This is a genomic window from Exiguobacterium sp. UBA7533 (assembly GCF_002479335.1).
Taxonomy (GTDB): Bacteria; Bacillota; Bacilli; order Exiguobacteriales; family Exiguobacteriaceae; genus Exiguobacterium_A.
In genome coordinates, this window is sequence record NZ_DLMP01000014.1 from 190,998 (window position 1) to 216,087 (window position 25,090).

Genomic DNA, 25,090 nt, shown 5'->3' on the forward strand with positions numbered 1-25,090 from the left:
GGGTGTCAAAAATGACACCAAGAAGAGTGGTACCGCGGTCATTCCGTCTCTTTGCGCGTGGCGCAAGGGGCGTTTTTTATTGCCAAAAATCAGTGAAGCAGGAGGAAATAAAGATGAGTTATAAAACGCAATACGCAGAAGTATTACATCAAGTCATGGAAGGTGCCTTATCGGTTGAACAAATCGAACAACTGATCGAGCAACCGAAACATGAAGATCATGGAGATCTGGCATTCCCATGTTTCATGCTCGCGAAAGCATTCCGTAAAGCACCGAACATGATTGCTTCGGAGCTCGCAGAAAAAATTGATGCGCCGTTGTTCTCGAACGTTCAAGCTGTTGGTCCTTACATTAACGTCTTCTTGAACCGGGAAGTCGTCTCGCAAGAAATCGTCAACCAAGTCCTGACGGAGCAAGAGGCGTTCGGATCAAGTGAAGCGAATGGAAAAACGATCGTCACTGATTTTTCATCACCAAACATCGCGAAACCTTTCTCGATGGGTCACTTACGTTCAACAGTAATCGGAAATGCGCTCAACCAAATCTCACGTAAAAAAGGGTACGACGTCGTCGGTGTCAACCACTTAGGGGACTGGGGAACACAGTTCGGGAAATTGATGGTGGCTTACACGATGTGGGGTGAGGAAGAAGCGGTCCGTGCAGAACCAATCAAGGAATTGTTGAAATTATACGTCCGGTTCCACGAAGAAGCGGAAACAAATCCGACGCTTGAGGACGAAGGACGTCTCTGGTTCAAAAAACTCGAACAAGGTGATGAGCAGGCAACGACGCTTTGGACGTGGTTCCGTGAAGTCTCACTCGTCGAGTTCAACCGTGTTTATGAGATGCTCGGTGTTAAATTCGATAGTTTGAACGGAGAAGCCTTCTACAACGATAAGATGCAACACGTCATCGATTTGCTCGAAGAAAAAGATCTCCTCGTCGAATCAGAAGGGGCAATGGTCGTTGACCTCGAAGCAGAGGGTATGCCACCTGCCTTGATTAAAAAGAAAGATGGCGCAACGCTTTATGCGACACGTGACTTAGCAGCTGCTGTCTATCGTCTCGAAACGTACCGCTTTGAGCAAGCATTCTACGTCGTTGGCGGTGAACAAGCGCTTCACTTCAAGCAATTGTTCGCAGTCCTGAAGAAACTTGGATTTGAGAACGTCGACGGAATGCACCATGTACCGTTCGGTTTGATTATGAAAGACGGAAAGAAAATGTCGACGCGTAAAGGTCGGATCGTCTTACTTGAAGAAGTACTACAAGAAGCAATCGACGTCGCGAAGCAAAACATCGCGGAAAAAAATCCGAACTTAGCGAATGCCGAAGCCACAGCTCGTCAAGTAGGTGTTGGCGCCGTCATCTTCCATGATTTGAAAAATGAACGGATGAATAATATCGAGTTCGATCTTGAGCAGATGTTGAAATTCGAAGGTGAAACAGGACCGTATGTCCAGTATACGAATGCTCGTGCGCACTCATTGCTCCGTAAAGGTAGCTATGATGGCACACCATTCGCTGGTAGTGCCGATGATCATGCATGGGGTGTCGTCTCGATGCTAAACCAATTCTCGACGGTCATCGATCGCGCGTTTACACGTCGCGAGCCGTCAATCATCAGCCGTTACGTCTTAGATCTTGCACAAAGCTTCAATAAATACTACGGACACGTCCGTGTTCTCGAAGATGACGCAGCAAAACAATCGCGTCTTGCACTCGTCAAGTCCGTCACGATCGTCTTGACAGAAGGTCTTCGTTTACTTGGTGTCGGCGCTCCGGAAGAAATGTAAGACCAATCCACGAATAAGAAGAGGTAGATTATGAAGACTGAGACGAAAGACCGATTACAGCAAGCTGCTTCACAGATGAAGCAGGAGCCTTTGGCAGAAACCGTCGCCTTCATGGCTGATTTTCACGGGAAAGTCGCTGCTTGGTTACCGGGAGAGTCTGTCGATTTCGTTCACGATTTCGTGACGGCGCCGGAAGCTGATTTGATTGCTCCGATTGAAGGAGACGCGTTGCGCACGAAAGACAATTTTGAATTCTTCATGAGTAAGAAACAGACACGAAAAAAACTCGGCGAACTGTTGACGCTTTGGAAGTCGGCACGCACGACAGAGACGTTGAGTCAAATCGATGCGATCGGATTAAAAAAATGGCTCGCTCGTAATGAATTCCGTTCGGAAGATAAACCATGGGATTATTTGAACCGTCTGCATGTTCTTCTGTTCCTTGATTTGATGACGACGATCATCGATGATCATCGATTGACGAGTTTGCATGAGCAACTTGTCGGTACAACACCAGTTCCGACGAGCTTCGTTCGTCGTCAAGGGGATGTCCGTCAAGTCATCGAAGCATTCGCGGAAGAGACGAACTTCACACAAGTGGATATCGTCAAGGCATCGCTTGTCCGTTATCTCTGATCAATAAGATGCATGAACAAAAGCCGTCGAGCCCTGTGCCCGACGGCTTTTGTCGTATCCTCTTACTTCGCCTGATAGAATACGATCGATTGTTGCACTGAATCGTAAAGACACCATTCTCGTTCGAACACGACAGGACCTAGATTGATGGCATATCGTCCTCCATTAATGGATAAAGATTGATACAATGGGCTCGACAGAGCAATACCATTTCGAAACAAACCTCTGATATGACTATGACCAAAAAAGAGTACTGGTTCACGTTGCTGTGACAGATCAGGCAAAAAATCACGGGACCAATTCAATTGATCTCCATGAATCAACAATGCACCCTCGATGTGTTGTTTTCGAGGGCAGTCGCGTAACGCATCGATGACAGGAGATAGTTGCGGTGGAACGAGCGACAGGATGCGCTCTTCTTGATTACCCAGTAACGTCTTAAAATCAATTAGGTTTAAAAAATCATCATCAAGCGTCACGACGAGGGAGAGCGATTCGAAAGAATAGCGCTTCGCTCGCTTTTTACCGACATGGCATTCATGAACATCACCGAGACAAAACAAATGCGCATCGGGAGCGAGCTGTCGTATGTCAGCTAGGACAGCCGCTGTGTCGGCTACTGAACTGTGAAGATCCGCAAAAAGGGCATAACGCATGATCGACCACTCCTTTGTTAAGGAGATACCCGAAAATGCGTTATGCCTATCTTTTGAATATGAGCGTTCAGATCAATCGATTAACGGAAGTTAATGAATTGAACATCGACTGATAATGGAAGCTCACGAACGATCTGCATGACTTGTTGTAAGTCGTCACGTGATTTACCTGTGACGCGGATTTGGTCATCTTGGATCTGTGTCTTCACTTTTAATTTCGATTCCTTGACGGCATTGTTGATCTTTTTCGCGTCGTCACGGTCGATTCCACTTTTCAGGATGACACGTTGTCGGACCGTATTCCCGGCAGCCTGCTCGACTTTTTCATACTGCAGGTTTTTGGTTGGGACTTCGCGCTTGATCAATTTTGCTGTTAAGACATCTTTGACTTGATCGAGTTTGAAATCGTCATCTGAGATTAGAATTAAATCCTCTTTTTCGAGCTTCATGTCGCTCTTTGAACCTTTGAAGTCGAAGCGGTTCGTGATTTCCTTCAGTGCGATTTGGACCGCGTTCTTGACTTCCTCGATGTTGATTTGTGACACGATATCAAATGAATTATCTTTTGCTGCCATTTCAATCTCCCCTTTCATTCCACTCTCTATTTTAGAGAGGAATACCGGAAGCGTCCACTGCTTTGAAATTTTGTTATAATAAAAACCATGAAATGAAAGGGGTGCTTGGCTTTGAAACAAACAGCAGACATGTTGACGCTCACACCGCAAGAACTGGATGAGCGATTTGCCTATAGTGGAAATGATTTAGGAGCGACCTTCTCAGAGACAGCGATTCACGTGCGCTTGTGGGCGCCGACAGCAGAACGTGTCGTGATTCGTCTCTACAAGACACTACGCGCACGAAAAGTCGAAGAGGTCGAGATGGTGGCAGACGAACGGGGAACGTACGTCGTTGAACTCGATCGAGCGACATATGAAGGTTATTTCTATACGTTTCAAGCGAGCATCAACGGACAAAAGGTCGAGGCGGTCGATCCGTATGCGAAAGCCGTCGGAACGAACGGAAAGCGCGGCGCATTAATTGACCCGACCAGTGTGACACCAGAACGATGGATTGAAGAACGTCCATTGTTCCATTCTTCGCAAGACGCAGTTGTCTATGAATTACACGTACGCGATGCAACGAGTCATCCGGCCAGTGGTGTCGTTGCACGTGGTACGTTCGCTGGACTGACGGAAGCAGGGACACGGACACCAAATGGTGGATTGACAGGGCTTGATTATTTGGCAGACCTCGGTGTGACACATGTCCAGTTACTACCGATCTATGATTTTGGCTCGGTCAATGAGACAGCGCCGAACGACCCGGATAACTATAACTGGGGTTATGATCCGGTGAACTACTTTGCGCCGGAAGGTTCGTACTCCTCGAATCCGGATGATCCACGAACGCGGATCCTTGAATTAAAACAATTGGTGCAGGCGTTACATGATCGCGGGATCCGTGTCATCATGGACGTCGTCTTCAATCATACGTATGATGCGGCGACGGTTCCGCTTGGTCAGTTCGTTCCTGGATACTTTTATCGTCAAGAGGCGGATGGGAGTCTCTCAAACGGTAGTTTCTGTGGAAATGATACTGCATCTGAACGTCTGATGATGCGAAAGTTCATTCTTGATTGTGTGACGTACTGGGCGAAAGAATACCATCTCGATGGGTTCCGCTTCGACTTAATGGGACTTCATGATGTTGAGACGATGAATCAAGTGCGCCATGCACTTGACCGGATTGATCCATCGATTCTGATCATCGGTGAAGGCTGGGATCTCGATACGCCACTTGATCCGGAAGAAAAAGCGAACTATTTCAACGCACCGAAGATGCCAGGAATCGCTCATTTCAACAACGGTTTACGGGACGGGGTCAAAGGCGACGTCCAAACGCCAGAAGACCGTGGTTTCATCAGTGGTGCATTTGACCGGACGAGTGAAGTCAAACGGGGAATCGCTGGTAACGTCTCTTCGCAAGGGTTTGCCGATGAGCCGAATCAAGTCGTCTCGTACGTCGAGGCTCATGATGATTTGACGATTTGGGATAAATTGACGGTGTCTCGTCCAGAAGACACGGAAGAGATTCGTCGGAAACGGCAAATGCTTGCAAATGCGATCATTTTGACGGGACAAGGGATTCCTTTCCTCCATGCCGGACAAGAGTTCTTCCGGACGAAAGACGGTATTCGTGACAGCTTCAATGCCGGAGAGGTCGTGAATCGTCTCGACTATGAACGGGCAGAAACAGAGCGTCCAGCAGTCGAGTACGTCAAAGGATTGATTGCCCTTCGTCGTCAGTATCCGATGTTCCGTCTCGCAAACGCGGCGATGATTAAAAAACATCTTCGTTTCCTTGAAGAAGAGGAAGGTGTCATTGCCTTTGAACTGAAGCGAACATATGAAGGATACGTCGAACGGCAGCGTGTCTATCACAATGCGACGGAAAAAGATATCACGATTGAATTGCCAAATGGTGAATTCGAGGTGTTGGTTGAGTCGGGTGCCGTTAAATTACACGCACCACGATTGCACGAAGAAAAACAGTTAGTCGTTCCAGCGTTGACGACTACGGTCATTGCGGAACGAAAAGCAGATTACAAGAAATACGCGGTAGCAGGTGGTGCAGCACTGACGATCATCGGATTGTTGTACGCAGCGAACAAGCGTCGAAAGAAAACCGATTAAATGGAGAAGGATGAAGCACTAAATGGCTTCGTCCTTCTTTTGTGTGCGGATGACAGTCCGATGTCAGCCTGTCATACAATTGACTTACGAAAATCATTGAAAGATTGTTTGAACATACATCTTTCGGGAACAATTCATATGTAGTATTTTAAATGTTGTTTTGACGTGAAAGGATGTACGTTGTATGTTCGGTTTCGGTGATTTATGGAAATTCTTTTTGTCGTTCTTTTTACTATTGCCTATCGTGACATTGATTCATGAGATGGGACATTACTTTTTTGCCCGATTATTCGGCGGAAACATGGAGATCAATATCGGTTCAGGAAAGTCGTTGCTTCGTGTTGGTCCGATTCGTTTGAATCGCGTCTATTTTTGGGATGGTTGGTGTCAATATGAGGCACTACGTAAGGAGACGAAATTCGCCAACATTCTGGTTTATGCCGGTGGATCGATTGCAAACGTGGCGAGTATCTTAGCCATCAATGGTCTGATTTACGCCGGTGTGTTCGAAGCATCAATCTTTACCTATCAATTCGCGTATTTTTCGTTTTATTTCGTCTTTTTCTCCCTCTTCCCGATCGATCATCCGAACGGTTATCCGAGTGATGGGAAAGCGATCATTAATGTCTTCCGGTATGGTAAATCAGAATACCATCCGCAATCCTAAGGTGAAAAATAAAGCCTCCTTCCACCGTTGGAAAAGAGGCTACTTACTCAAGATTCCGATTCGCTAGACGAATCAGGTTCCGTGTTCGCTTGTTCCTGCTCGAGTTCGACGAGCTTTTGAATCAAGATATGGCGTGGCATATGCATTAGTTGTTCAAGTGGTACGTTCAGACGTTTCGCAAGTTCGACAGCTGTCTCTGCGGATAATTGTAAAGGTTTCATCGTGTTCGTCCTCCTTTTTCCATGAAGTTAGTATAACAGGAGGTGCAAGCCGAGCGCATCAATAGTAGCGAGAAACTGAGAAGGTTGATACCGTATGAAGTAGGAAGTGATGCATATGTATAAACCTGCTGCAGAGCTGTTACTCCATGAATCCGTCTCACTGTTTGATCGCATCGGGGAGGATTTGCTTCTTTTTCGAGATCGCCACGGATTTATGAAATGTGATGCGGATTTAAGACCACTGTGGGAAACAGCATGTGCGTATGTTCCATTCTCCTGGTACATTGAGCCAGGCGGTGGACGATTGTTCATCGTATTTGAAGAGTCAGCTTATTTTGGTTTATTGGATTTAGAGCAAGGGCATTTAAATTACATTAAGCGACCCGCTGCTTTCTCCGAAGCATGGTTCAGTAATTTATTCTTGTGGCAAGATGATGAAATCTTCCTATACACGGCAGAAACGGACGTCGTCTGTGTGAACGTTCAAACAGGGGACTGGCGGTACTCAAACTATGAAGAGGTGCCGCTGTTCGGACGCTTAGTTGAGCGAGGATATGATACACGTTTGACATTCGAGCGATTCATCGCACCTACGACGATCATCTCCTATGATGATCTACAAGAACGGTATGTGATTTGGGATGCCGCGACGAATCAGGAATCGGTCATTCCTTTTTCGGATTACGCGGAGTATTCACTCGTTGACCACCGGCACCAATTGTTTTCGATCACCGATTCCTCTCGGTTTTACTTGTATGAGAAGAGTCAGCTGAAATATAAGTTCGAGGGATGCTACTCCTCCGTTTTACTCAAAAGTGTGTTACTCGATGAAGAGGCGCGGCGTCTTGCGATCGTGTCGACATCGACTACATTCGGCAACACATGGGTTCAAATTTTTCAAAAGACGTAATGAAACATCCTTTTCGCTTTTCAGCAAGAAGGATGTTTTTTGTACGTTTATACAGGAAGGAGACGCATCATGGAACGGCTTGGTCATCTGATTAGTGCGTATTTTCGAGGAGTGTTGGTCGTTTGGGGGCTTCTACTCGTCGTGCTTGGTTATTTTGCATATCAATTACCCGATCGTCTAGAAGGAAATGGATTTACACGTGACGGTGATTTTCAACGTGTCGAAACGGTGCTCGCTCAAGATTTTGGGCAGGATCCACATACGATCATCGTCCTATTTGAGAATCAAGAGAATCTACGACAAACGATGGTACAACATGTCGAGCGCTTCCGTGACATCAAAGGAGTCGGGAACGTCATTGGTCCCGTCGAAAATCCGCGAGCGATGCGGGACGATAAGGGATACGTGACAGTCGGTGTACCAACACTTGATGCGAAATGGGCAACAGCGGTCACACGTCAACTGGATGGTACCGGGACGATTCGGCTAACGGGTGAACCGGTCGTCGTTGATGATTTGAATACAGCGTCCAAAAATGACCTCATCCGAGCTGAGTTAATCGGAATTCCGGCAGCATTGATCGTCTTACTACTCGTTTTCGGTACACCCGTTGCCGCCATCTTACCCTTGATCATGGGACTCGTCACTTTTGTTTTTGGTGCCGGTGTTCTTTATTTCGTTGCCGGACAACAAGAGTTATCGATCTTCGTCTTGAATGCGGTCGCAATGATTTCGCTGGCGCTCGGCATTGATTTTTCGCTGTTATACGTTAATCGGTTCCGTGAAGAACGGCAGGACGGACAAGGGATTCGGTCGGCAGCGATTCGTTCGGTCGAGACGGCAGGACGCTCGATTTTATTTTCCGGAATCTGTGTATTCGTCGGACTTGCCGGATTGTTGTTGATTGATGTTGATGTCTTCCGCGCTGTCGCAATCGGGACACTCGTTTCGGTACTCGGGGCGGTTGTCAGTGCGTTGACATTACTACCGGCACTATTAATCGTTTTCGGGAAGGTACTAGAAAAAGGACGACTTTTCCGGCAACAAGCAGGTCGTGGAGAAAATCGTTGGCGCCGCCTCGCACGTTTCGTCATGAAGCGCCCTGTCACAGTGACGATTCTATCTTTATTACTTCTTTTACCTTGTTTATTTCCGTTACGTGACTTGACGTTGAACATTCCGCAAGCAACTGCCCTGCCGGAATCCTATCCGTCGCGTCTGGCCTTTGAGTCGTGGGAAAAAACATTCGGGAACGATGGAACGGACGCCGTTCTCATCTTGTCTGCGGATGCTTCCTCAGAGGTGGGACGAGAAAAAATCGAAGATGTGACGATTCGACTCGAATCAGATTCAGAAGTGCGTTCCGTCGTGTCCGCCGCAACGATCGCGGAACAGCAACAGGTTCCGCTCGAGCAGTTACTCGCTGTTTCGGCTGGGCGCGATGCACTGAAGCCGTTTCTATCAGAGAACGATCAAGCACGGATCAACGTCAATTTAAAAGGAAATCCCGGCGATGCTACTTCGCAAGACTGGGTACGGAAGGTGCAGGCGGACGGTTACCTTGTCGGGGGACCAGCAGCCTTTAATCAGGAAATTTATGATGCCATTGAATCGAAACTCCCACTGGCTATCGGTGTCGTCGTCTTGGCGACATTCATCATTCTGCTAATCGCGTTCCGATCCATCTTGATTCCAATCAAAGCGATTCTGATGAATTTGCTCAGTTTAGGAGCAACGTTTGGATTACTCGTCGTCTTGTTCGAGTCCGGCGCAGTTCTTCCGCAGGAGACGATCGGCATTCTAACACCGGTCTTCATCTTCTCACTCGTCTTCGGCTTATCGATGGATTATGAAGTGTTCCTCGTCTCGCGAATGGAAGAATATTATGACAAGACGGGCGATAACGATCATGCGACCGAGATGGGACTGGCGAAGACGAGTAAAATCATTACGTCCGCTGCCTTGATCATGATTGTCGTCACTGGTGCGTTTGCCTTTACAGGTGTTAGTCCGATCAAACAACTTGGCGTCGGTATCGCGCTTGCAATTTTTATTGATGCTACGATTGTCCGGATGCTCCTTGTCCCCGCACTGATGAAGCTATTTGGTCACTGGAACTGGTGGTGGCCGGGAGGGCGTCGTAAAGCGATCCGCAAGTGACACATCGCGTAAGCACATCAGTAGCTATTCAGAGGAAGACGAGCGTATACTGTCGATATTCAATTCAAGAAATTAGAGGAGGCACTTCACTCATGGCAACTCAAGCAATGTTTGAACCATTTACACTACCAAACGGTGTGACGCTGAAAAACCGCGTCTTGATGGCACCGATGACGAACTATGCGGCACAAGAGAACGGCGAAGTATCGGATGCGGAACTCGCGTACTACGCAGAACGTTCAGGTGGCGTCAGCGCTGTCATTACAGCATGTGCGAACGTCACAGCAGACGGTCAAGGATTCCCGAATGAGTTTGGTGCGCATCGTGACGATCTCGTGCCGAGTCTGAAGCGACTCGCGAAAACGATTCAAGATAAAGGCGCAAAAGCGATCTTACAAATCTTCCACGCTGGTCGTATGGCACCACCAGAACTCGTCGGTGGGCAAACGGTCAGTGCAAGTGCTGTTGCACCCGTGCGTGAAGGTGCGATGACACCACGTGCGTTAGAGGCAGAAGAAGTCGAAGCAATCATCGAAGCATTCGGTCAAGCGACACGCCGTGCGATGGAAGCTGGATTTGATGGTGTTGAGATTCACGGTGCAAACACGTACTTGATCCAACAGTTCTTCTCACCACACTCAAACCGTCGTGAAGATAAATGGGGCGGTAGCTTAGAAAAACGTCTCGCCTTCCCATTAGCTGTCGTGGATGCAGTCGAAGCTGTCGCGAAACAAGATCCTTCGTTCATCGTCGGATACCGTTTCTCTCCAGAAGAAATTGAAAATCCAGGAATCACACTCGATGATACGATGCGCCTCGTCGATGAGCTGGCGAAAAAAGACCTCGATTACTTGCACGTTTCCGTGATGGACTTCTTCGCAGGTTCAATTCGTGATGAAAATGAAACGACATCACCTATTACACTCGTTCAAGAACGTGTTGGTGAACAAGTACCTATCATCGGTGTCGGATCGCTTCACACAGCGGACGAAGTCGAACAAGGTTTGGCTGTCGTTCCAATGATCGCTCTTGGTCGTGAACTGATCATGGAACCGAAATGGGTTGAGAAAGTCGAAGCGGGTGACCTTGCGTCAATCCGGACAGAACTTGATCCAGAAGCACAAGCAGAACTCGTCGTTCCAGATGCATTATGGGCAGGCATCACAAGCCGTCCAGGCTGGTTCCCGATTAAACAAACAAGCAAATAATAGAACAGCATCAAAAGCACTCTAGATTTCGTGTCTAGAGTGCTTTGAGACTGAAGGTAAAGTGCAATTTTTCTCTAACGAGAAGGATTGCACTTTTTTGTTCGTCTCGCATCGTTTTCCTGGGACAAGCATCGCGCCGCTTCGCTTCGCTGCAGGGTCGCTCTTGCTTGTTTTTCCCTAGGAAGCGATGTCGAGTGAACAAAACGCTTCTCGAATCCTTCTTCTAGAAAAAATAACGCGTTTCACGCCACTCCTACAGGAAAAAGCGCATTATGCGCTGTCAGAGACAAACGAGACCCGTTTTCCTGCTCGAAGCGGGAAAACTGGCTTGTGTCTCGCCTGAGAAAAGGGCGTGAAGAGACGCGTCATTTTTTGGAGTCATCCCTGTTGTCTACAATTTTTTTGTTTATTAATAGGCAACCTGTCCCATCCGAACGCCACAAAACGTATGCAAAGTGACCGGATCCTGTAGGTTCGTTCGTTCCAACATATCGTTTAAGAGTAACGCACAGACGTAGGCATCTTCTTTCGCATCATGGTGCTGGAAAGAGACGTTGAGAAACTCTGCCATCGTATTCAATCGATGGTTCGGCAACCAAGGATACAATTTGCGGGACAATTTGACCGTGCAGCCGTAGGTGAAAGCGGGCATCTGGTACATATCGTATTTTTGAATCGCTTTTTGGAGTGCCCCCATATCAAATGATGCATTGTGAGCAACGATCAGTTGAGCGCCTGCAATCAAATCGTATAAGCCATGGGCTTCCATTGCTTCAGGTAACGTCGGCGCATCAAAGACATCGTTCGGACGAATTCCGTGGACCCGAATGTTTCCAGCATCGAAATTTTCTTCTGGATTGATTAAGACCTGTTTACTCTCCGTGACACGACCGTTCGAGAGAACGGACCAACCAAACGCACAAATGCTTCGGCTATTTCGGTTTGCCGTTTCAAAGTCAATTGCTAATGTATACATCCAGCAGGCTCCTTTCTGTCATTCACTAGTAACAGAATACATGTTCGTATTCTGGAAGTCCATCAAAAAAGACCATCTGCAAAGCAGACGATCTTAGATCCATTCCATTCACTTCGCGGTAGCGACTTTTTGTTCCTCTGCGACGTACTCTTCCGGTTTAAATAACAGAACGCGATCTTTATAGGCGAAAACAAGGGCCGTCAAAACAGCCATTGCATCAGCGATCGGAAAAGCGAACCAGACACCATTGACACCGAAGAACACTGGCAATATCAAGACGAGTGGAATCGTGTATAACGTTTGGCGTGACAAGGACAAGAATAAAGCGACTTTTGCTTTTGCAAGCGATTGGTACATTCCGTTGACAATCATTTGAATTCCGTAGACGAACGATAAGGCGAATAAGATACGCATCGCACTCGAGCCTTCCTGTAGAAGTGTCGCTTCTTCTGTGAACAAGCCGACCCAAAAACGAGGGAACAGTTGAATGAGTAACCACAAGCTGATCGATAACGATAAACCGTAGCGGATTGCCAACTTGATGGCGAGCGACATCCGGCTAAACTGCCGGGATCCGAAATTATACCCGACGATCGGTTGCATCCCTTGCACGATCCCCATGATCGGCATACCGACGAGCGCCATGAACTTATTGATGACTGCAAACGTTGCCAGTTCTGTCGTACCCCCGTACCGGACGAGCATATGATTGACAGTGATGAATAGAACGGATTGAGAGACTTGCATGATGAACGACGATGATCCAATTTGCATCATCCGGAACGTTAATCGGAAATCAGGTTTAAAAGCACTCCGATTGAGCGTCAAGCCAGTTTGTCGGCGTTTCGTAAAGAAGAATCGAAAAACAAGTACAGCACCAACGATTTGCGCAACGACTGTCCCGAGTGCAGCACCTTGGATGCCCCAATCAAGACCAAAGATGAACAGCGGTGTCAGGACGATATTGATCGCAACCGTCGTCAACATGACGCGCATCTGATAGTTCGCGCGTCCTTCTGCGCGGAGCATCGCACTCGACGCCATCGTCAACATGAAGAAAGGAGATCCGATCAAGAGGACGCGTAAGAAAGCGATACTGTACGGCATGATCTCATCCGTCGCTCCAAAGAGACGTAGCAACGGTTCGACGAAGATGAAAGCACTGATGATAGCGAGCATACTGATGAAGAAAACAGCCATCAAGACGTTGGCATAAGCACGACTGGCACCATCTGTTTGTTTTTGACCGAGTCGTTGTGACGCAATTGCAGCACCACCGATCCCGATCGAGTTGGCGATTGCCATTAATACGAGCTGGACGGGGAAAGCGATTCCGACGGCGGCCACGGCAGCCGTACCGATTCCTTGAGCGACGAAAATCGTATCGACGATATTGTAGAGTGCCGTGACGAGCATCCCGACCATCGCTGGTAAAGAGAGACTAAGTAAAAGCTGATTGACAGGTGCTTCACCCAAACGGGCAGTGTTTTTATTCATGGAAGGAGGACCTCCTATTTTAGACAAGTGGTAAGTAGGGTTTTACTCAGAGTAGTCGCTTCTTTAACGAGATGCAAGAAATCACTCTAGTCAATGTGTTCGTTCTATGAAAAAAGGATGCGCCATGAAGCGCATCCGATGGATCTCGATTTAAGATGGTGTAGGCAGGTAACCTTTCGAATATTCGAAAGCAATGAATAAAATAGCACCGAGCGCCAAATAAGCGAGGAGCGTGATCGTTTGTTGTTTTTTCGGCATCTGATGATACTGAACAGACTCTTCAGCAAGACGAAGTGGTTCAATCCGCTGATCGATCCGTCGCAATAAGGCATCGTAATCGTTGGCGGCATCATATTGATACCGTAACAGATCGTCTGCTTCCTGGTGTGCCTCTTCCGGACTCGCTTGTCGCAAGTCTTGTAAATCGAGACGAAGTGACCAAGCGATCGGATCGTAGGTACTCTCGATTGTTTGTTCTTCCTCACCTTCTAGTTCTGGAGCAAGTGCGACTTCAGCGTCTGCACGTTCTTGCTCTGCCTTTGCCCGTAAAACGCGTTCACGTGCGGCACGGTACAACATTAAGGTCGACCGGTTCGCCTCATATTGTTTCGCGAACTTATACCTTTTCCAAACGGCACTGCCGCCTAAAAAGGCAATCAAGAGCAAAATCAGACTAAAGTGGGTAATACCGTAGGCAATCAAGGCAGCAAGTCCCGCGACCCAGACGATGATCGGAAGTCCCGCAAGAATCCGTCCGCCGTCAAGCGGACTGACGGGAAGTAGGTTGAAGAGATTCAATAGAGCCCCGAGGTGGAAGATGACGAGCCAGAAGTCATTTCCCGTCACAGCATATCCGATCGCAAGCGGAATCAGGGATACGAGACCAGCGAGTGGTCCACCATACGCGAGAATCGCTTCTTGTTTTGGCGTTCGAAATGTATCCTTGATGCCGATGACGGCTCCCATGAACGGAACGAAAATTGCAGGACCGGTCTTAAAACCGAGTCGTTTAGCGGCGAGTAGATGTCCCATCTCATGAATGAATAGGAGATAGAGCAATCCGACCCCGAACCAAACACCGAATATTTGAGCGTAAAAGAGAAGAGAGATTCCGAACGAAATCAAAGTGCCTCCGAACTTTGAAAATTTCAATAAGGCAAGGATGACCTTTCCTTTCGTCAAGAGAAAGGCGCCGGCAACAGCAAGTCCACCCCAACGTTTTTTAGCCATCGTGAAATTCCTTCTTTCATCATGTGACGTTCTTCCTTAAGTGTACGACACAAATGTAGAAAAAGTTTCATTCAGACTGCTCGGGAATCAGATAGAAACAACTGCCATCTGGTTGACGGGCTTCACTACCGACCTTAAAATGATGCGTCGTCGCTAGAGCTGCAGCAATCGACAATCCGAGTCCACTTCCTGAACGATCGCGTGCTGCATCGAGTCGGTAAAACCGGTCGAATAACCGAGCGCGTTCTTCGTCCGTTAGAGACGTTCCCCGATCAAGGACAGCCAGACGTTCTTTGCGCAGGTGCAATTCTGGTGAAGTAGCATACTTCAGGACATTATCGATATAGATCGTCAAGATACGTAACACCGCTTCGCGATTTGCCCGAATCGTTCCGGAGGCATCAACAGGTATGATCGTCCCTGTTGCGTGATACATCCGATCAGCGAGTTCGCTTCCAAGCTCTGCTAAGTCAATCACTTCGACAGATGTTTCCTCGTAACCGAGACGAGACAATTCGAGCATAGGCTCAATCAAGGTCGTCCGCATCGCATGTGTCTCCTGCAAGATATGTTCGATCGATTCATCGAGTACGTCGGGCTTCGTTTTGCCCCAGCGTTTCAATAATTGAGTGTATCCCTCGATGACGGTCAAGGGTGTCTTCATTTCATGCGAGACATCCGCGACGAACTGCCGTTGTTGTTCCATCGTCTGATCGACACGACCAATCATCTGATTGAAGACGCGACCGAGGCGACCGATCTCATCATCACGTTTGGTCTGCACGGTCTCAAGCGTTCCAGAAGAGGAGATTCGTTGCATCGTATCATTTAGTTGCCTGAGCGGGCGGAGCGTCTGATAAGCAATCCAGAAGCTACTGATGAACGCTATTATGATTCCAACGACCAACACGATGGTGAAGGTCAAAACGAGTGTCGAGACTGTATCATCGACGCTCTCATCTTCGAACAGATAGGCTTGATCCTGATAGACGATGCCGAACCAATCGCCAGACTTAAAAGGTTCATTCGAGCGCGGGATACCGGGGAGGTCATTTGCTTGTACGTCTCCGTTAACAGTAGACGAGTCGTCGCCATCTTCATCGTTTGAGATGACCCAGCGTCCATTTTCGTTCGATAAGACGACAGCATCCTCATGAAGCGTCAGCAATGTCCGGACCGATGAATCATCTTCCATCAATTCCTCTGCCTGTTCCAGTTGGGTATAACGCGATTCAATTAAATGATTTTGGACGACGAGTGTCACGACGATGAACGAAAGGAATAACAAGAGTGTCGTAAAGGCGGTGACGGATAAAGCAAGCTTCGTTCGAAGCTTCATGGGATCGCCTCCCGTAGCACATAACCAACCCCACGAACGGTCTGAATCAAAGCTGGAGGGTGGGCATCGACTTTTTTGCGAAGATAACGGATGTAGACGTCGACGATGTTCGTCTCGCCGAAGTAATCGTACCCCCAGACGTGATTTAGGATTTGTTCGCGTGTCAGGACATGTTCCTTGTTTTCTAGTAAATATGTCAGAAGTTCGAACTCACGTGGTGTCAAATCGAGTCGCCCTTCATTGCGAAATGCTTCATGTCGATCAAGATTGAGTACAAGATCAGCGAACTGTAACGTGCGCGGTGCGTTACTAGTTGAAGTCGGAGTGCGTAATAACGCTCGGATCCGAGCAAGGAGTTCCTCCATCTCGAACGGTTTCGTCACATAATCATTCGCACCAAGATCGAGTCCCGCGACTTTATCGTACACTTCTCCACGTGCTGTTAGCATAATGACGGGGACGTGCATGCCTTTTCCACGGAGCCTGCGCAACACCTCGAAGCCGCTCAGCTCCGGCATCATCACGTCGAGTAAGACGAGATCAACCGAATGCTCAGCGGCAGCGAGACCATCTTTTCCGTTGGGGGCGACACGTGTCGCGTACCCGGCATATTGGAGTTCGAGTTCAAGGAGGCGCGCGATTTTCGCGTCGTCCTCAACGATTAAGATGGTGGTTGACATAAACATCCTCCTTTAATGATCATTCATCGATTTCTGTCACTTCGTCTGATGCGTTCAACTCAAGTTTGACGGAACCACCAACTCGGACGTCATCATCTTGTTCCATGTTTGATGTACGAGAGTACGATTTTTGCGCACCATTCTGTTCAATGACGATCTCTTGATTCGTTATTTTAGAGAGTGTACCGCGGACTTCTTGCTCCCGTGCATCGTCACGGTCTTCATCGCGTACATCATTACGATTTTCGTCATCCTCTTCCCGATCAAGCTCACGGACTTGACCATCTGCATTCAATTCGATTTTTACGATATCCCCAGATTTCGCAGCGTCACGTTCCGCACGATCCGCCATTGCGTAGATCGTCTCTTGTCCCTCTTGTTCGAGTGTCAATTCACTTTGTGATAGGGCACGAAGGATACCGTACCGTTCATTCGCATCGTCCGATGAATCATTTGAGCGATTGCCATCGTCCTCTCGGTCATTGCGATCATCTGGATCTTCTCGCTCAAGTTCCGTGATTTGCTGATTCGCATTCAGATCGATTTTGACCCAATCCTCTTTTTGCACGGCTTCACGTTCTACTGACGAAGCAAAGTCATACGTCTGAGCGTCACCGTTAACGTCGATCGTCATCGAACGATCTGATAGTTTCTGCAATGTGCCTTCGATTTCTTGATCGTCACGCATTGAAGCAGGAAGCTTTTGTTTGACTTGGCGCGAAGCAGCTTCGACTTTTTGCTCTGCCTGCTGTGAAGTGGTGACCGTCGAGTTGACGAGAGAGTGTCCTGGGCCTGTGAAGAGTAGGAACGCACCAGCTCCTGTTAAGACTGTACCCGTTACGGCAAGTGTAGCGATTCCTTTTTTGAAACGTTTATTTCCTTTATCTGTTCGTTTTTCAGTCATGATGATGTCCTCCTTTGAGTAGTGGCTGTTGTTCTTATACCTAGAATAACCAGACCACGTGAAAGGAAACTGAGGAACAGATTAGAATTTGATGAGAATTAGATCGTCTTGATGATCCGAGCTGGATTTCCACCAACGACGCTGTTTGCCGGTACATCCTTGACGACGACACTACCTGAGGCAATAACTGCATTATCTCCGATCGTCACACCGGGATTGATGACCGCGCGTCCACCGATCCAGACATTGTTCCCGATGACGACTGGTTTTCCTAATTCATAACCGCTATTGCGCTCGACAGGATCGAGTGGGTGGGTCGCGGTATAGATATGTACTCCTGGAGCAAGCATGCAGTTGTCGCCGATCGTAATCGGACAAATATCGAGCAAGACACAGTCATAGTTGGCATAAAAACGAGCCCCTAACGTAATGTTGTAGCCATAATCACATTTAAAGGTCGGTTCGATGTAAAAGTCGGCTTGCTCCGTCTGAAATAATTGTTGCAAAAGCATCTTTCGCTTGGCACGATCATGGACACTCAATTGATTAAACTCATAACAGAGCGATTGTGCCCGGATGCGGTCGGCCACAAGTTCTGGATCTTGTGCTAAATAGAGTTCCCCTTTAATCATCTTTTCTTTTTCAGTCATCTGATTCACTCCTTCATCGTTATTACTTTCATTAGACTAAATGGCACCGGGTGATGCAACTGATATCCCGTTAAGACACGCGAAAACAGGATAGCCGAAGCTACCCTGTCGAGATTCGATCCTTATGCTAACTCGATTCCACCTGTGACACCATAGATTTGCGCTGTGACATAGCTTGCAGCGTCTGAAGCAAGGAAGACATAGACATCAGACAGTTCGACCGGTTGACCACTTCGTTTCAGTGGTGTTTCCTGCCCGAACTCTGGAATGTTCTCGCTTGGCTGACCACCCGAGATTTGAAGCGGTGTCCAAATCGGACCAGGTGCGACGGAGTTGACACGGATTCCTTTTGGCGCGACTTGTTTAGCGAGTCCACGCGTGAAACCGTTGATGGCAAACTTCGTCGAAGCGTAATCCAAGAGATTCGCGCTTGGATTATATCCTTGGACAGATGTCGTCGTGATAATCGAAGCGCCTTCCTTTAAGAGTGGCAAGGCTGCCTTGACGACCCAGAAGAGGGAGAAGACGTTGATTTCGTATGTCTTGCGTAATTGCTCCGTCGAAAGGTCGAGAATGTTTTCGACAGCTTGTTGTTTACCCGCGACAAGTGCCAAAATGTCGAGTCCACCGAGTGATTCGTGTGCTTCTTTGACGAGTTGTCCACAGAACGCTTCATCACTTAAATCACCAGGTAAGAGATATGCTTTTTGTCCCGCTGCTTCAACGAGTGCTTTGACCTCTTCAGCATCCTGTTGTTCTTCCGGTAAGTAGTTAAGGACGATATCAGCCCCTTCACGAGCGTAGGCGATTGCTGCTGCTCGGCCGATGCCGGAGTCGCCACCCGTAATCAATGCTTTTTTGCCGATCAATTTGCCAGAACCTTTATAACTTTCTTCTCCACAATCGGGAACAGGTTCCATTTTTGCTTGAACCGCTGGAGCGTCCTGATATTGTTTTGGGAAATCGTCATTGAAGTATTGTGTTAACGGATTTTTCGATGCAGCCATGTAAACATTCCTCCTGAAAGTTGGTTTTGGTATAGGTTGTATGTTCCCTCAACAAGTCGGATTAAACGTTTTTGATGGTAGTAAATTTGGAAATTGATGGTTTACACTCGAAAAAGAGGAGTGTGAAGAAGATGATTGCTGGACTGTATGAAGCCCATTTACCGGTCAAAGAGCTCGAACGATCGATTGTCTTTTACGAAGAGTTAGGTCTTGAATGTGCGTTCCGAAATGAACGCGTCGCTTTCTTTTGGATCGAGCACGGTAAGAGTTGGTTGGGGCTATGGAAAGCAGGTCAAGCTGAGTTACCGTATCATCCGTCGATTCGCCATGTTGCGTTTCGGATGGAGCATGAAAATATCGACAAAGCACAGGACTGGTTAAAGGAGAGAGGGATTGAAGTTCGATCAGCCTTCGGTGTAGCAGGAGCAAATCAACCGCTCGTTCTCGATAATCATCCACATGCGCACGCAGCAATCTACTTCGAGGATCCAGATGGTAATTCACTCGAATTGATCGCACCGTTACGCTTTGATATGGAGACGATGAACGGAACGATGTCGTATCAGGACTGGCAGCATCTTTATCAGATTGAAACGGAAAAATGAAGAGGTGACTGTAACGTTCAGTCATTGATTACGCATTCAAATCGCAAACTGCATGACGTGTTCTTTTATAGAAAACGGTTCGAAATGAACAAAAAGTGCAATCTTTCTCCTCATAATAGAGAAAAATTGCACTTAATCTATCTTGCAATAAATTTAGACACGAGCTGATTGGCGCTCGCTCATTGCTTGTAGAGCTGCTTGGTTTAGTAAGTTCCACGGTTTGTTGTAGTGCGGTTGGAAGAAGAAATCGACGAAAGCGAGCTCTTCAAGTGTCATGTCATTTTGAATCGCGACAGAAAGTGTGTTCATTGCCTGTGTCAAATCAACTTTTGAGATGATTTGTGCACCGACGACACGGTGTGTTGCCGTCTCGAAGACGAGCTTCAATTGGACGTCTTCTGCTGTTGGCATGAACTCTGGACGATACGCATCTGTAACTGTCGTGCTGCTCACTTCAAGTCCGAACAAGGGTGCCGCTTCTTCTGTCAAACCAGTCGACGCGATGTTCAAATCATATAAGCGAAGACCAGATGTGCCTTGTGTTCCTTGGTAACGAATCTTTGGCGCGAGTAAGTTTTTTCCGATGAGCGTACCCATCCGGACAGCATTCGTTGCGAGTGGAATATAGGCATGTGTCCGAGCTGGGTTGTAATAGACGGCACAGCTGTCACCAGCAGCAAAAATGTTCGGGTTGCTCGTCCGCATATAATCGTCAACGATGATGGCACCGTTCGGTAACATATCGACTTGTCCTTTTAAGAGTTCCGTGCTTGGGCGGAAACCGACACAGAGAATGACGAGATCCGTTTCAAATGTGCCTTTATCTGTAACGACGTGTGTGACAGCACCGTTTTCTCCTTTGAAGCTTTGGACGGTTTGTCCAAGTTCAAGACGAATGCCGCGATCTGTTAATTCGCGTTCAATGACGTCAGTGAACGAGCGGTCGAGGTATTTGTTGAGAATGCGATCTGCACTGTCGATGAACGTAACATCTTTTCCGTAGGCTTCAAACGCTTCGACGAGTTCAGCACCGATATAGCCTGCACCAACGACCGTGATCCGCTCTGCATCTGATGCTTTTTCGATGATTGTTTGAGCGTGGTGATAGTTTTTACAGAGCTCGATTTGATTCAACTCAATACCAGGAAGCATTGGAATGATTGGCCAAGATCCAGTCGTCATGATGAGTTTATCGTACGTATCGTGAACGACTTCACCAGTCATGAGGTTTTTCGCAACGATCGTTTGACGTTCACTATCGATTTCAAGTACATCATGTTTCAGACGCATCTCGGCTCCGAGCTCAGCAAGTTCACTTGGTGACGAGTAAAATAGCGATTCCGCGTGCTTGACGACACCACCGACGTGAAGTGCGATCCCACAAGAGAGAAACGATACATTGTCATTCCGCTCATAAACGGTGATCTCGACATCTTGTTGTGAAGCGAGTTCTTTGACTGCTGCTGTTCCTGCGTGTGTACATCCGATGACTGCTACTTTCATGGGTAAAGTCTCCTTTGTGTTTTGTTTGTGATGTAAATCACATTCATTTGATATACTTAGTGTAATCCTTCACAAGTTCACTTTCAAGTAGTTTGTTCAACATTGAGCATAATCTTGTCTAAATTGTGAATGAGTGAGCAAAAGTGTTTGGATTATGTGAAGAATGCGTAAAACTGTTTTAGTTACTGAAATTCGGGTTATAATGAAAATAGATTTTTAATGAAGGGGTGGAAACCGATGGATACCGAGAGGACCAATCATCTATTCAGCTTACCTGATTTTTAGCAGTACCGGTCAAGACGAACAAGACGGTAATGGCTTATAAAAATCAGGGAGAGCGAAAATAGATGAATACCCAAACGGGACGTATAAAACCTCTCCCACGATGTAAATGGGAGAGGACAATAAAACATGAAACGAATCGCAACCATCTTAACCGGAACACTGATCATGGCGTTCGGTTACTACACATTGAATGAACAGTTCGGATTAGCAGAAGGCGGCTTTATTGGGTTATCGTTGCTCGGTCGATACTTTTTTGATATCAATCCTTCAATCTCGATGATCGTGTTCGATATTCCATTTTTCATTGGCGCTTTGTACTTCAAAGGAAAACGTTTCGTCAGCGAAGCGTTACTTTCAGCAGGTGCGTTATCACTCTTTTACGAGATGTGGCACCGACTTGATTTGTTCCACTTTCCAGAACAGGCTTGGCCAGCGACACTTATCGCAGCGATCGCTAGCGGAATCGTGACCGGATATGGTCTCGGACTTGTTTTGAAAAGTGGAGCAGCGACAGGTGGAGACGATCTACTGTCGATGGGACTCAGTAAACTAACAGGTCTATCGATCGGGACGATTTTGTTCGGACTCGATGCCATCGTGTTAGTCATCTCACTCGTCTATCTGCCGCTCAGCTTAACGTTATATACGTTACTGGCCGTAGCAATCGCCGGTCGTGTCGTGGCTGTCATGACACGGGAGCCTGTCATCGTACCGGCACCTGTCGTACAAAAAGTCACGCAGTGAAATGGATGAAGATCTAAAAAAATCATGTATCGGATTCGACATCGTCGAGTCCGATTTTTCAGGTTCATTAATTAGAAAATAAGTTCAAAGGAGAACGATTAGATGATTCGACAAGCACATGCTTCTGAAGCACAACAGATTGCCCCGTTGATTGAGCAAGCGATTCATGAGATTGCTGAGACATTGACGGGAACGACAGAAAAAGAAGAGGTTCTAGAAAGGCTCGCTTATTTCGTTTCCCAAACCGGAAACCGGCTCAGTCATGAGAACATCCTCGTGAAAATCATCAAGGACGAAGTAGCGGGCATCGTGATCGCTTATGCCGGAACAGAGGCGAAACAACTCGACGAACCAATTAAAGAACAATTGAAACAGTGGACAGGTCAAGACGTCCAGATCGACGTCGAGACGGAAGGACCGGTCTATTACCTGGATACCTTATCAGTGGATGCGCGTCATGGTGGAAAAGGAATTGGTACGGAACTGTTGCAGGCAGCAGCGGAAGTAGGCGAGAAACAGGGACTACAAGCGTTTACGTTAAACGCTGATCAAACGAACGTTGGAGCGCAACGACTGTATCGCCGTCTTGGCTTTAAACCGGTCCGGACGATTGAAATTAGTGGCGGTACCTTTGATTATATGGAACGTCGTTACGATATACAGCAATGAAAAAACCATGTCGATCTCCACAGTGTCATTCGGGAATCGACATGGTTTTTATAGTCATGCCATCATGGCATCGTTAGTTGATACAAATCGCTTGCGCGTCTTCTGATTCGTATCGGGCATCACTCGTAAAGCAGAAGCTTGGTGTAGACATGAAGAGGTTCACCTTAGCACTCCGTTTTCATAACATTTTTGCTTAGTTAAATGGTTTGAGTGCGTCCGTAATCCGTTCACCTATCATTTTGGCCTTGACGTCACCTTTTTCAACGAGCGCGAACCATTCGTTCGCATCTTTAGTGATTTGCGCTACTTTTTCTTTACCGAGACGGTTTTCAAGCGTGGGTTTCATCGCAACGATGAACAGGTTAGCTTCCATTGCTTTTGCCCGTGCTGTATCGATGTCTTTCTTCTCGATTGCTTCTTGTGTTTCTTCATAAGATTCGTCGACTTTTTCCGTCAACGCTTGTGCGAATAATCCTTCGATTTCTTTGTAAGAAACGTCAGCTGGCTTTGTCTTCGAGAAGTCATAACGTTCTTTTAGTATTTTGACAGTCTCTTCCTCGCCATCCGCTAAAGATTTTTCAACTGCAAGGAGGGAAGCATATCCTTCTGCTTGCCCTACCTGTAATTCTTTTTCGTCCGTCCCGCTTTTGACACCATCCTCGATTTTTTGAGCATAATCGAGTGCAGCCAAGTAGAACGAACGATAAATCGATTTATCCGTCACTTGTTTCGCGACATTGAAGTCACCGATTTTTTTAGTATCAATGGCTTCTTGCTGGGCAGATAGACCAGAAGTAATTGCTTGAGCAATCGCGTCTTCATTTTTGAAATCGTAGCTTACGTCGCACTTTTTCGCTGTCGGGATGAAAACGGTCTTTGCCATTGCTTCGACATCTTTGAGTGCTTCTGTTGCAGCTTCCGGTTTACCCGCAACGAGTGCTTCTTCAGCTTTTGCTTGAGTTGCCTTTTGTAATTGATAGAAATAGGATTGTAGACCTTTATCGACGAGTTGACGTGCGATGTTCTGATCGAGATTCTTCGCTTCAACATCTATTAAAGCGGATTGAATGACTTGGTCGATTTCTGGTGCTACCGTTTTGACACCACCTTTTAGTTTTGCTTCATAACTCGTCTTGACCATCTTCCAATCCATTGCTTGTCCGTCTTTCGCTTTGTCGAGTTTTGCTTTGATCGAGCTGTAGATCGTCAATTCATCTATCAATGTCGTTGCAGCGATTCCAGCATCCGCTGATTTCGTTTCTGTCGACTGCTCTTTTTTCGGTACAGTCGTATCGGTTTCGTTCGAACCGCAGGCAGCTAAGATGCCAGCTAACATAAAGATCGAAGCTACTTTTATGCGCTTTTTCATAATCGTGACCTCCTACAAAAGTGATAAGAAGTTTCTATCATGTAGTTGTTTTCAGAAATCTGAACGTAAGGAGAATAATTCATATTTTTAATTGAACTTTAAATAAAAAACGGCTTTGGAATAAGAATCCAAAGCCGTCCAAAATCAAAAATCAGAACTGTTCATACAGTTTTGTCAAATACGTATAGACTTCGTCCGATGCTTGGAACATCATGACAGAATGTCCGAAGATCGCTGCTGGATTGAAGCCGTGATCCAGATCAATTGTCGATGCGATCGTGACATCACGGTCGCTATCGAGAACGACGCGGAAGTATTTGAACTCTTGGTTGAAATCGTTAATGGCATTAAGAATCGGAAGATCCTCGACACCGTCTGGTACGTGTGTCACCGTACGAGCGAACAATTCAACATCTGTCGTCGTCTTACTGAAGACGATCATCATCATCGGTTCTGCTCCTGCAGGTGTTTTTTCTTGTGTCATGAAGAAGACGTGTGTCTCATTCTCACGTGCTTCCATTGGAATGCCTTTTTCAACGAGGAAAGCTTGGAAAGCTTCCAGGTGTTGTTGCTGTTGTGGCGCGATTCCTTGTTCGTTTGTTTCGGGTTGACGATCTTGGTGAATCGGTGTCACTTTATTGTTCTCGTTTGATTCGTTCGAGTTACGTTCCTGGTCCATTGCAAA

24 protein-coding genes and 1 other annotated feature (1 of these 25 running past the window's edge) are annotated in these 25,090 nt (G+C 47.0%); of the genes, 10 read left to right on the forward strand and 14 right to left on the reverse strand.

Annotated elements, in window-relative coordinates:
• Positions 1-54: a binding site (T-box leader), on the forward strand (it extends 166 nt beyond the left edge of the window).
• 59 nt (positions 55-113) lie between these two features.
• Both argS and B2U10_RS13945 read left to right on the forward strand, forming a co-directional pair.
• Positions 114-1,796, forward strand: a complete 1,683-nt coding sequence (gene argS / locus B2U10_RS13940) for an arginine--tRNA ligase (protein ID WP_056059865.1) — start codon at positions 114-116, stop codon at positions 1,794-1,796.
• A gap of 30 nt (positions 1,797-1,826) precedes the next feature.
• Complete coding sequence (locus tag B2U10_RS13945; protein ID WP_290788344.1) at positions 1,827-2,432, forward strand: hypothetical protein; 606 nt, start codon at positions 1,827-1,829, stop codon at positions 2,430-2,432.
• Between the two features lie 62 nt (positions 2,433-2,494).
• Here the strand turns inward: B2U10_RS13945 and B2U10_RS13950 are convergent, their stop codons facing one another.
• Together B2U10_RS13950 and B2U10_RS13955 are read right to left on the reverse strand one after the other, a co-directional pair.
• A complete protein-coding gene (locus tag B2U10_RS13950; RefSeq protein WP_290753467.1) occupies positions 2,495-3,088 on the reverse strand; it encodes a metallophosphoesterase family protein in 594 nt (197 codons plus the stop codon).
• A gap of 80 nt (positions 3,089-3,168) precedes the next feature.
• The gene (locus B2U10_RS13955; RefSeq protein WP_023469671.1) at positions 3,169-3,663 is read right to left on the reverse strand and encodes a YajQ family cyclic di-GMP-binding protein; all 495 of its coding nucleotides are present in this window, start codon (positions 3,661-3,663) and stop codon (positions 3,169-3,171) included.
• Between the two features lie 111 nt (positions 3,664-3,774).
• Here B2U10_RS13955 and pulA point away from each other — a divergent pair, with 111 nt between their 5' ends.
• Positions 3,775-5,781 (forward strand): type I pullulanase, encoded by a 2,007-nt coding sequence (gene pulA / locus B2U10_RS13960; RefSeq protein WP_235513987.1) that lies wholly within the window; start codon positions 3,775-3,777, stop codon positions 5,779-5,781.
• Between the two features lie 184 nt (positions 5,782-5,965).
• Positions 5,966-6,448, forward strand: a complete 483-nt coding sequence (locus B2U10_RS13965) for a site-2 protease family protein (RefSeq protein WP_056059874.1) — start codon at positions 5,966-5,968, stop codon at positions 6,446-6,448.
• A gap of 47 nt (positions 6,449-6,495) precedes the next feature.
• Here the strand turns inward: B2U10_RS13965 and B2U10_RS13970 are convergent, their stop codons facing one another.
• Complete coding sequence (locus B2U10_RS13970; protein ID WP_069201452.1) at positions 6,496-6,669, reverse strand: YycC family protein; 174 nt, start codon at positions 6,667-6,669, stop codon at positions 6,496-6,498.
• A gap of 115 nt (positions 6,670-6,784) precedes the next feature.
• Between B2U10_RS13970 and B2U10_RS13975 the strand changes: the two genes are divergently transcribed.
• The 3 genes from B2U10_RS13975 (at position 6,785) to B2U10_RS13985 (ending at position 10,947) form a co-directional block, all read left to right on the forward strand.
• On the forward strand, positions 6,785-7,579 hold the full coding sequence (locus B2U10_RS13975) for a hypothetical protein (protein WP_081780437.1): 795 nt from the start codon (positions 6,785-6,787) through the stop codon (positions 7,577-7,579).
• Between the two features lie 69 nt (positions 7,580-7,648).
• Complete coding sequence (locus B2U10_RS13980; RefSeq protein ID WP_290788349.1) at positions 7,649-9,739, forward strand: MMPL family transporter; 2,091 nt, start codon at positions 7,649-7,651, stop codon at positions 9,737-9,739.
• 92 nt (positions 9,740-9,831) lie between these two features.
• Entirely contained in the window at positions 9,832-10,947 is a 1,116-nt protein-coding gene (locus B2U10_RS13985; RefSeq protein ID WP_290788352.1) for an NADH-dependent flavin oxidoreductase, read from the forward strand.
• A gap of 409 nt (positions 10,948-11,356) precedes the next feature.
• On the opposite strand, the gene B2U10_RS13990 is transcribed toward B2U10_RS13985, so the two are convergent.
• The 8 genes from B2U10_RS13990 to B2U10_RS14025 form a co-directional block, all read right to left on the reverse strand.
• On the reverse strand, positions 11,357-11,923 hold the full coding sequence (locus B2U10_RS13990; RefSeq protein WP_290788355.1) for a 3'-5' exonuclease: 567 nt from the start codon (positions 11,921-11,923) through the stop codon (positions 11,357-11,359).
• 108 nt (positions 11,924-12,031) lie between these two features.
• A complete protein-coding gene (locus B2U10_RS13995; protein WP_290753444.1) occupies positions 12,032-13,420 on the reverse strand; it encodes an MATE family efflux transporter in 1,389 nt (462 codons plus the stop codon).
• Positions 13,421-13,570: 150 nt separating this feature from the next.
• Entirely contained in the window at positions 13,571-14,650 is a 1,080-nt protein-coding gene (locus B2U10_RS14000) for a site-2 protease family protein (protein WP_290788358.1), read from the reverse strand.
• Positions 14,651-14,717: 67 nt separating this feature from the next.
• A complete protein-coding gene (locus B2U10_RS14005; protein ID WP_056059893.1) occupies positions 14,718-15,989 on the reverse strand; it encodes a HAMP domain-containing sensor histidine kinase in 1,272 nt (423 codons plus the stop codon).
• Positions 15,986-16,669 carry a response regulator transcription factor gene (locus tag B2U10_RS14010; protein ID WP_290753437.1) on the reverse strand — a complete coding sequence of 228 codons (684 nt, stop codon included), beginning with the start codon at positions 16,667-16,669 and terminating at the stop codon, positions 15,986-15,988. Before B2U10_RS14010 ends, B2U10_RS14005 begins: the two co-directional genes overlap by 4 nt.
• Before the next feature lie 19 nt (positions 16,670-16,688).
• Entirely contained in the window at positions 16,689-17,573 is an 885-nt protein-coding gene (locus tag B2U10_RS14015; RefSeq protein WP_290788363.1) for a hypothetical protein, read from the reverse strand.
• 98 nt (positions 17,574-17,671) lie between these two features.
• Positions 17,672-18,223: a maltose acetyltransferase domain-containing protein gene (locus tag B2U10_RS14020; protein WP_035412148.1), complete on the reverse strand. Its 552-nt coding sequence runs from the start codon at positions 18,221-18,223 to the stop codon at positions 17,672-17,674.
• A gap of 122 nt (positions 18,224-18,345) precedes the next feature.
• On the reverse strand, positions 18,346-19,230 hold the full coding sequence (locus B2U10_RS14025) for an SDR family oxidoreductase (RefSeq protein WP_214856640.1): 885 nt from the start codon (positions 19,228-19,230) through the stop codon (positions 18,346-18,348).
• A gap of 131 nt (positions 19,231-19,361) precedes the next feature.
• Here B2U10_RS14025 and B2U10_RS14030 point away from each other — a divergent pair, with 131 nt between their 5' ends.
• Positions 19,362-19,835: a VOC family protein gene (locus tag B2U10_RS14030; RefSeq protein ID WP_035412154.1), complete on the forward strand. Its 474-nt coding sequence runs from the start codon at positions 19,362-19,364 to the stop codon at positions 19,833-19,835.
• Positions 19,836-19,988: 153 nt separating this feature from the next.
• On the opposite strand, the gene B2U10_RS14035 is transcribed toward B2U10_RS14030, so the two are convergent.
• On the reverse strand, positions 19,989-21,338 hold the full coding sequence (locus B2U10_RS14035; RefSeq protein WP_214856639.1) for an FAD-dependent oxidoreductase: 1,350 nt from the start codon (positions 21,336-21,338) through the stop codon (positions 19,989-19,991).
• Positions 21,339-21,749: 411 nt separating this feature from the next.
• On the opposite strand from B2U10_RS14035, the gene B2U10_RS14040 reads away from it, so the two are divergent.
• On the forward strand, positions 21,750-22,367 hold the full coding sequence (locus B2U10_RS14040; protein ID WP_290788366.1) for a YitT family protein: 618 nt from the start codon (positions 21,750-21,752) through the stop codon (positions 22,365-22,367).
• 102 nt (positions 22,368-22,469) lie between these two features.
• Positions 22,470-23,036 carry a GNAT family N-acetyltransferase gene (locus tag B2U10_RS14045; RefSeq protein ID WP_035412163.1) on the forward strand — a complete coding sequence of 189 codons (567 nt, stop codon included), beginning with the start codon at positions 22,470-22,472 and terminating at the stop codon, positions 23,034-23,036.
• A 193-nt stretch (positions 23,037-23,229) separates the two neighbouring features.
• Here the strand turns inward: B2U10_RS14045 and B2U10_RS14050 are convergent, their stop codons facing one another.
• Both B2U10_RS14050 and B2U10_RS14055 read right to left on the reverse strand, forming a co-directional pair.
• Positions 23,230-24,405 carry a hypothetical protein gene (locus B2U10_RS14050; protein WP_290788369.1) on the reverse strand — a complete coding sequence of 392 codons (1,176 nt, stop codon included), beginning with the start codon at positions 24,403-24,405 and terminating at the stop codon, positions 23,230-23,232.
• 151 nt (positions 24,406-24,556) lie between these two features.
• Positions 24,557-25,084: a YbjN domain-containing protein gene (locus tag B2U10_RS14055; protein ID WP_023469644.1), complete on the reverse strand. Its 528-nt coding sequence runs from the start codon at positions 25,082-25,084 to the stop codon at positions 24,557-24,559.
• Positions 25,085-25,090: the final 6 nt, after the last annotated feature.

What these genes read in the sequence shown, in the direction of transcription:
- B2U10_RS14030 (WP_035412154.1), top strand. Translation starts at nt 19,362, where the DNA reads ATGATTGCTGGACTGTATGAAGCCCATTTACCGGTCAAAGAGCTCGAA.
- B2U10_RS13995 (WP_290753444.1), bottom strand. Translation starts at nt 13,420, where the DNA reads ATGAATAAAAACACTGCCCGTTTGGGTGAAGCACCTGTCAATCAGCTT.
- B2U10_RS14005 (WP_056059893.1), bottom strand. Translation starts at nt 15,989, where the DNA reads ATGAAGCTTCGAACGAAGCTTGCTTTATCCGTCACCGCCTTTACGACA.
- B2U10_RS13985 (WP_290788352.1), top strand. Translation starts at nt 9,832, where the DNA reads ATGGCAACTCAAGCAATGTTTGAACCATTTACACTACCAAACGGTGTG.
- B2U10_RS13970 (WP_069201452.1), bottom strand. Translation starts at nt 6,669, where the DNA reads ATGAAACCTTTACAATTATCCGCAGAGACAGCTGTCGAACTTGCGAAA.
- argS (WP_056059865.1), top strand. Translation starts at nt 114, where the DNA reads ATGAGTTATAAAACGCAATACGCAGAAGTATTACATCAAGTCATGGAA.
- B2U10_RS14000 (WP_290788358.1), bottom strand. Translation starts at nt 14,650, where the DNA reads ATGGCTAAAAAACGTTGGGGTGGACTTGCTGTTGCCGGCGCCTTTCTC.
- B2U10_RS14010 (WP_290753437.1), bottom strand. Translation starts at nt 16,669, where the DNA reads ATGTCAACCACCATCTTAATCGTTGAGGACGACGCGAAAATCGCGCGC.
- B2U10_RS13975 (WP_081780437.1), top strand. Translation starts at nt 6,785, where the DNA reads ATGTATAAACCTGCTGCAGAGCTGTTACTCCATGAATCCGTCTCACTG.
- B2U10_RS14035 (WP_214856639.1), bottom strand. Translation starts at nt 21,338, where the DNA reads ATGAAAGTAGCAGTCATCGGATGTACACACGCAGGAACAGCAGCAGTC.
- B2U10_RS14055 (WP_023469644.1), bottom strand. Translation starts at nt 25,084, where the DNA reads ATGGACCAGGAACGTAACTCGAACGAATCAAACGAGAACAATAAAGTG.
- B2U10_RS13980 (WP_290788349.1), top strand. Translation starts at nt 7,649, where the DNA reads ATGGAACGGCTTGGTCATCTGATTAGTGCGTATTTTCGAGGAGTGTTG.
- B2U10_RS14050 (WP_290788369.1), bottom strand. Translation starts at nt 24,405, where the DNA reads ATGAAAAAGCGCATAAAAGTAGCTTCGATCTTTATGTTAGCTGGCATC.
- B2U10_RS13950 (WP_290753467.1), bottom strand. Translation starts at nt 3,088, where the DNA reads ATGCGTTATGCCCTTTTTGCGGATCTTCACAGTTCAGTAGCCGACACA.
- B2U10_RS14015 (WP_290788363.1), bottom strand. Translation starts at nt 17,573, where the DNA reads ATGACTGAAAAACGAACAGATAAAGGAAATAAACGTTTCAAAAAAGGA.
- B2U10_RS13990 (WP_290788355.1), bottom strand. Translation starts at nt 11,923, where the DNA reads ATGTATACATTAGCAATTGACTTTGAAACGGCAAACCGAAATAGCCGA.
- B2U10_RS13965 (WP_056059874.1), top strand. Translation starts at nt 5,966, where the DNA reads ATGTTCGGTTTCGGTGATTTATGGAAATTCTTTTTGTCGTTCTTTTTA.
- B2U10_RS14045 (WP_035412163.1), top strand. Translation starts at nt 22,470, where the DNA reads ATGATTCGACAAGCACATGCTTCTGAAGCACAACAGATTGCCCCGTTG.
- B2U10_RS14020 (WP_035412148.1), bottom strand. Translation starts at nt 18,223, where the DNA reads ATGACTGAAAAAGAAAAGATGATTAAAGGGGAACTCTATTTAGCACAA.
- B2U10_RS14040 (WP_290788366.1), top strand. Translation starts at nt 21,750, where the DNA reads ATGAAACGAATCGCAACCATCTTAACCGGAACACTGATCATGGCGTTC.
- B2U10_RS13945 (WP_290788344.1), top strand. Translation starts at nt 1,827, where the DNA reads ATGAAGACTGAGACGAAAGACCGATTACAGCAAGCTGCTTCACAGATG.
- B2U10_RS13955 (WP_023469671.1), bottom strand. Translation starts at nt 3,663, where the DNA reads ATGGCAGCAAAAGATAATTCATTTGATATCGTGTCACAAATCAACATC.
- B2U10_RS14025 (WP_214856640.1), bottom strand. Translation starts at nt 19,230, where the DNA reads ATGGCTGCATCGAAAAATCCGTTAACACAATACTTCAATGACGATTTC.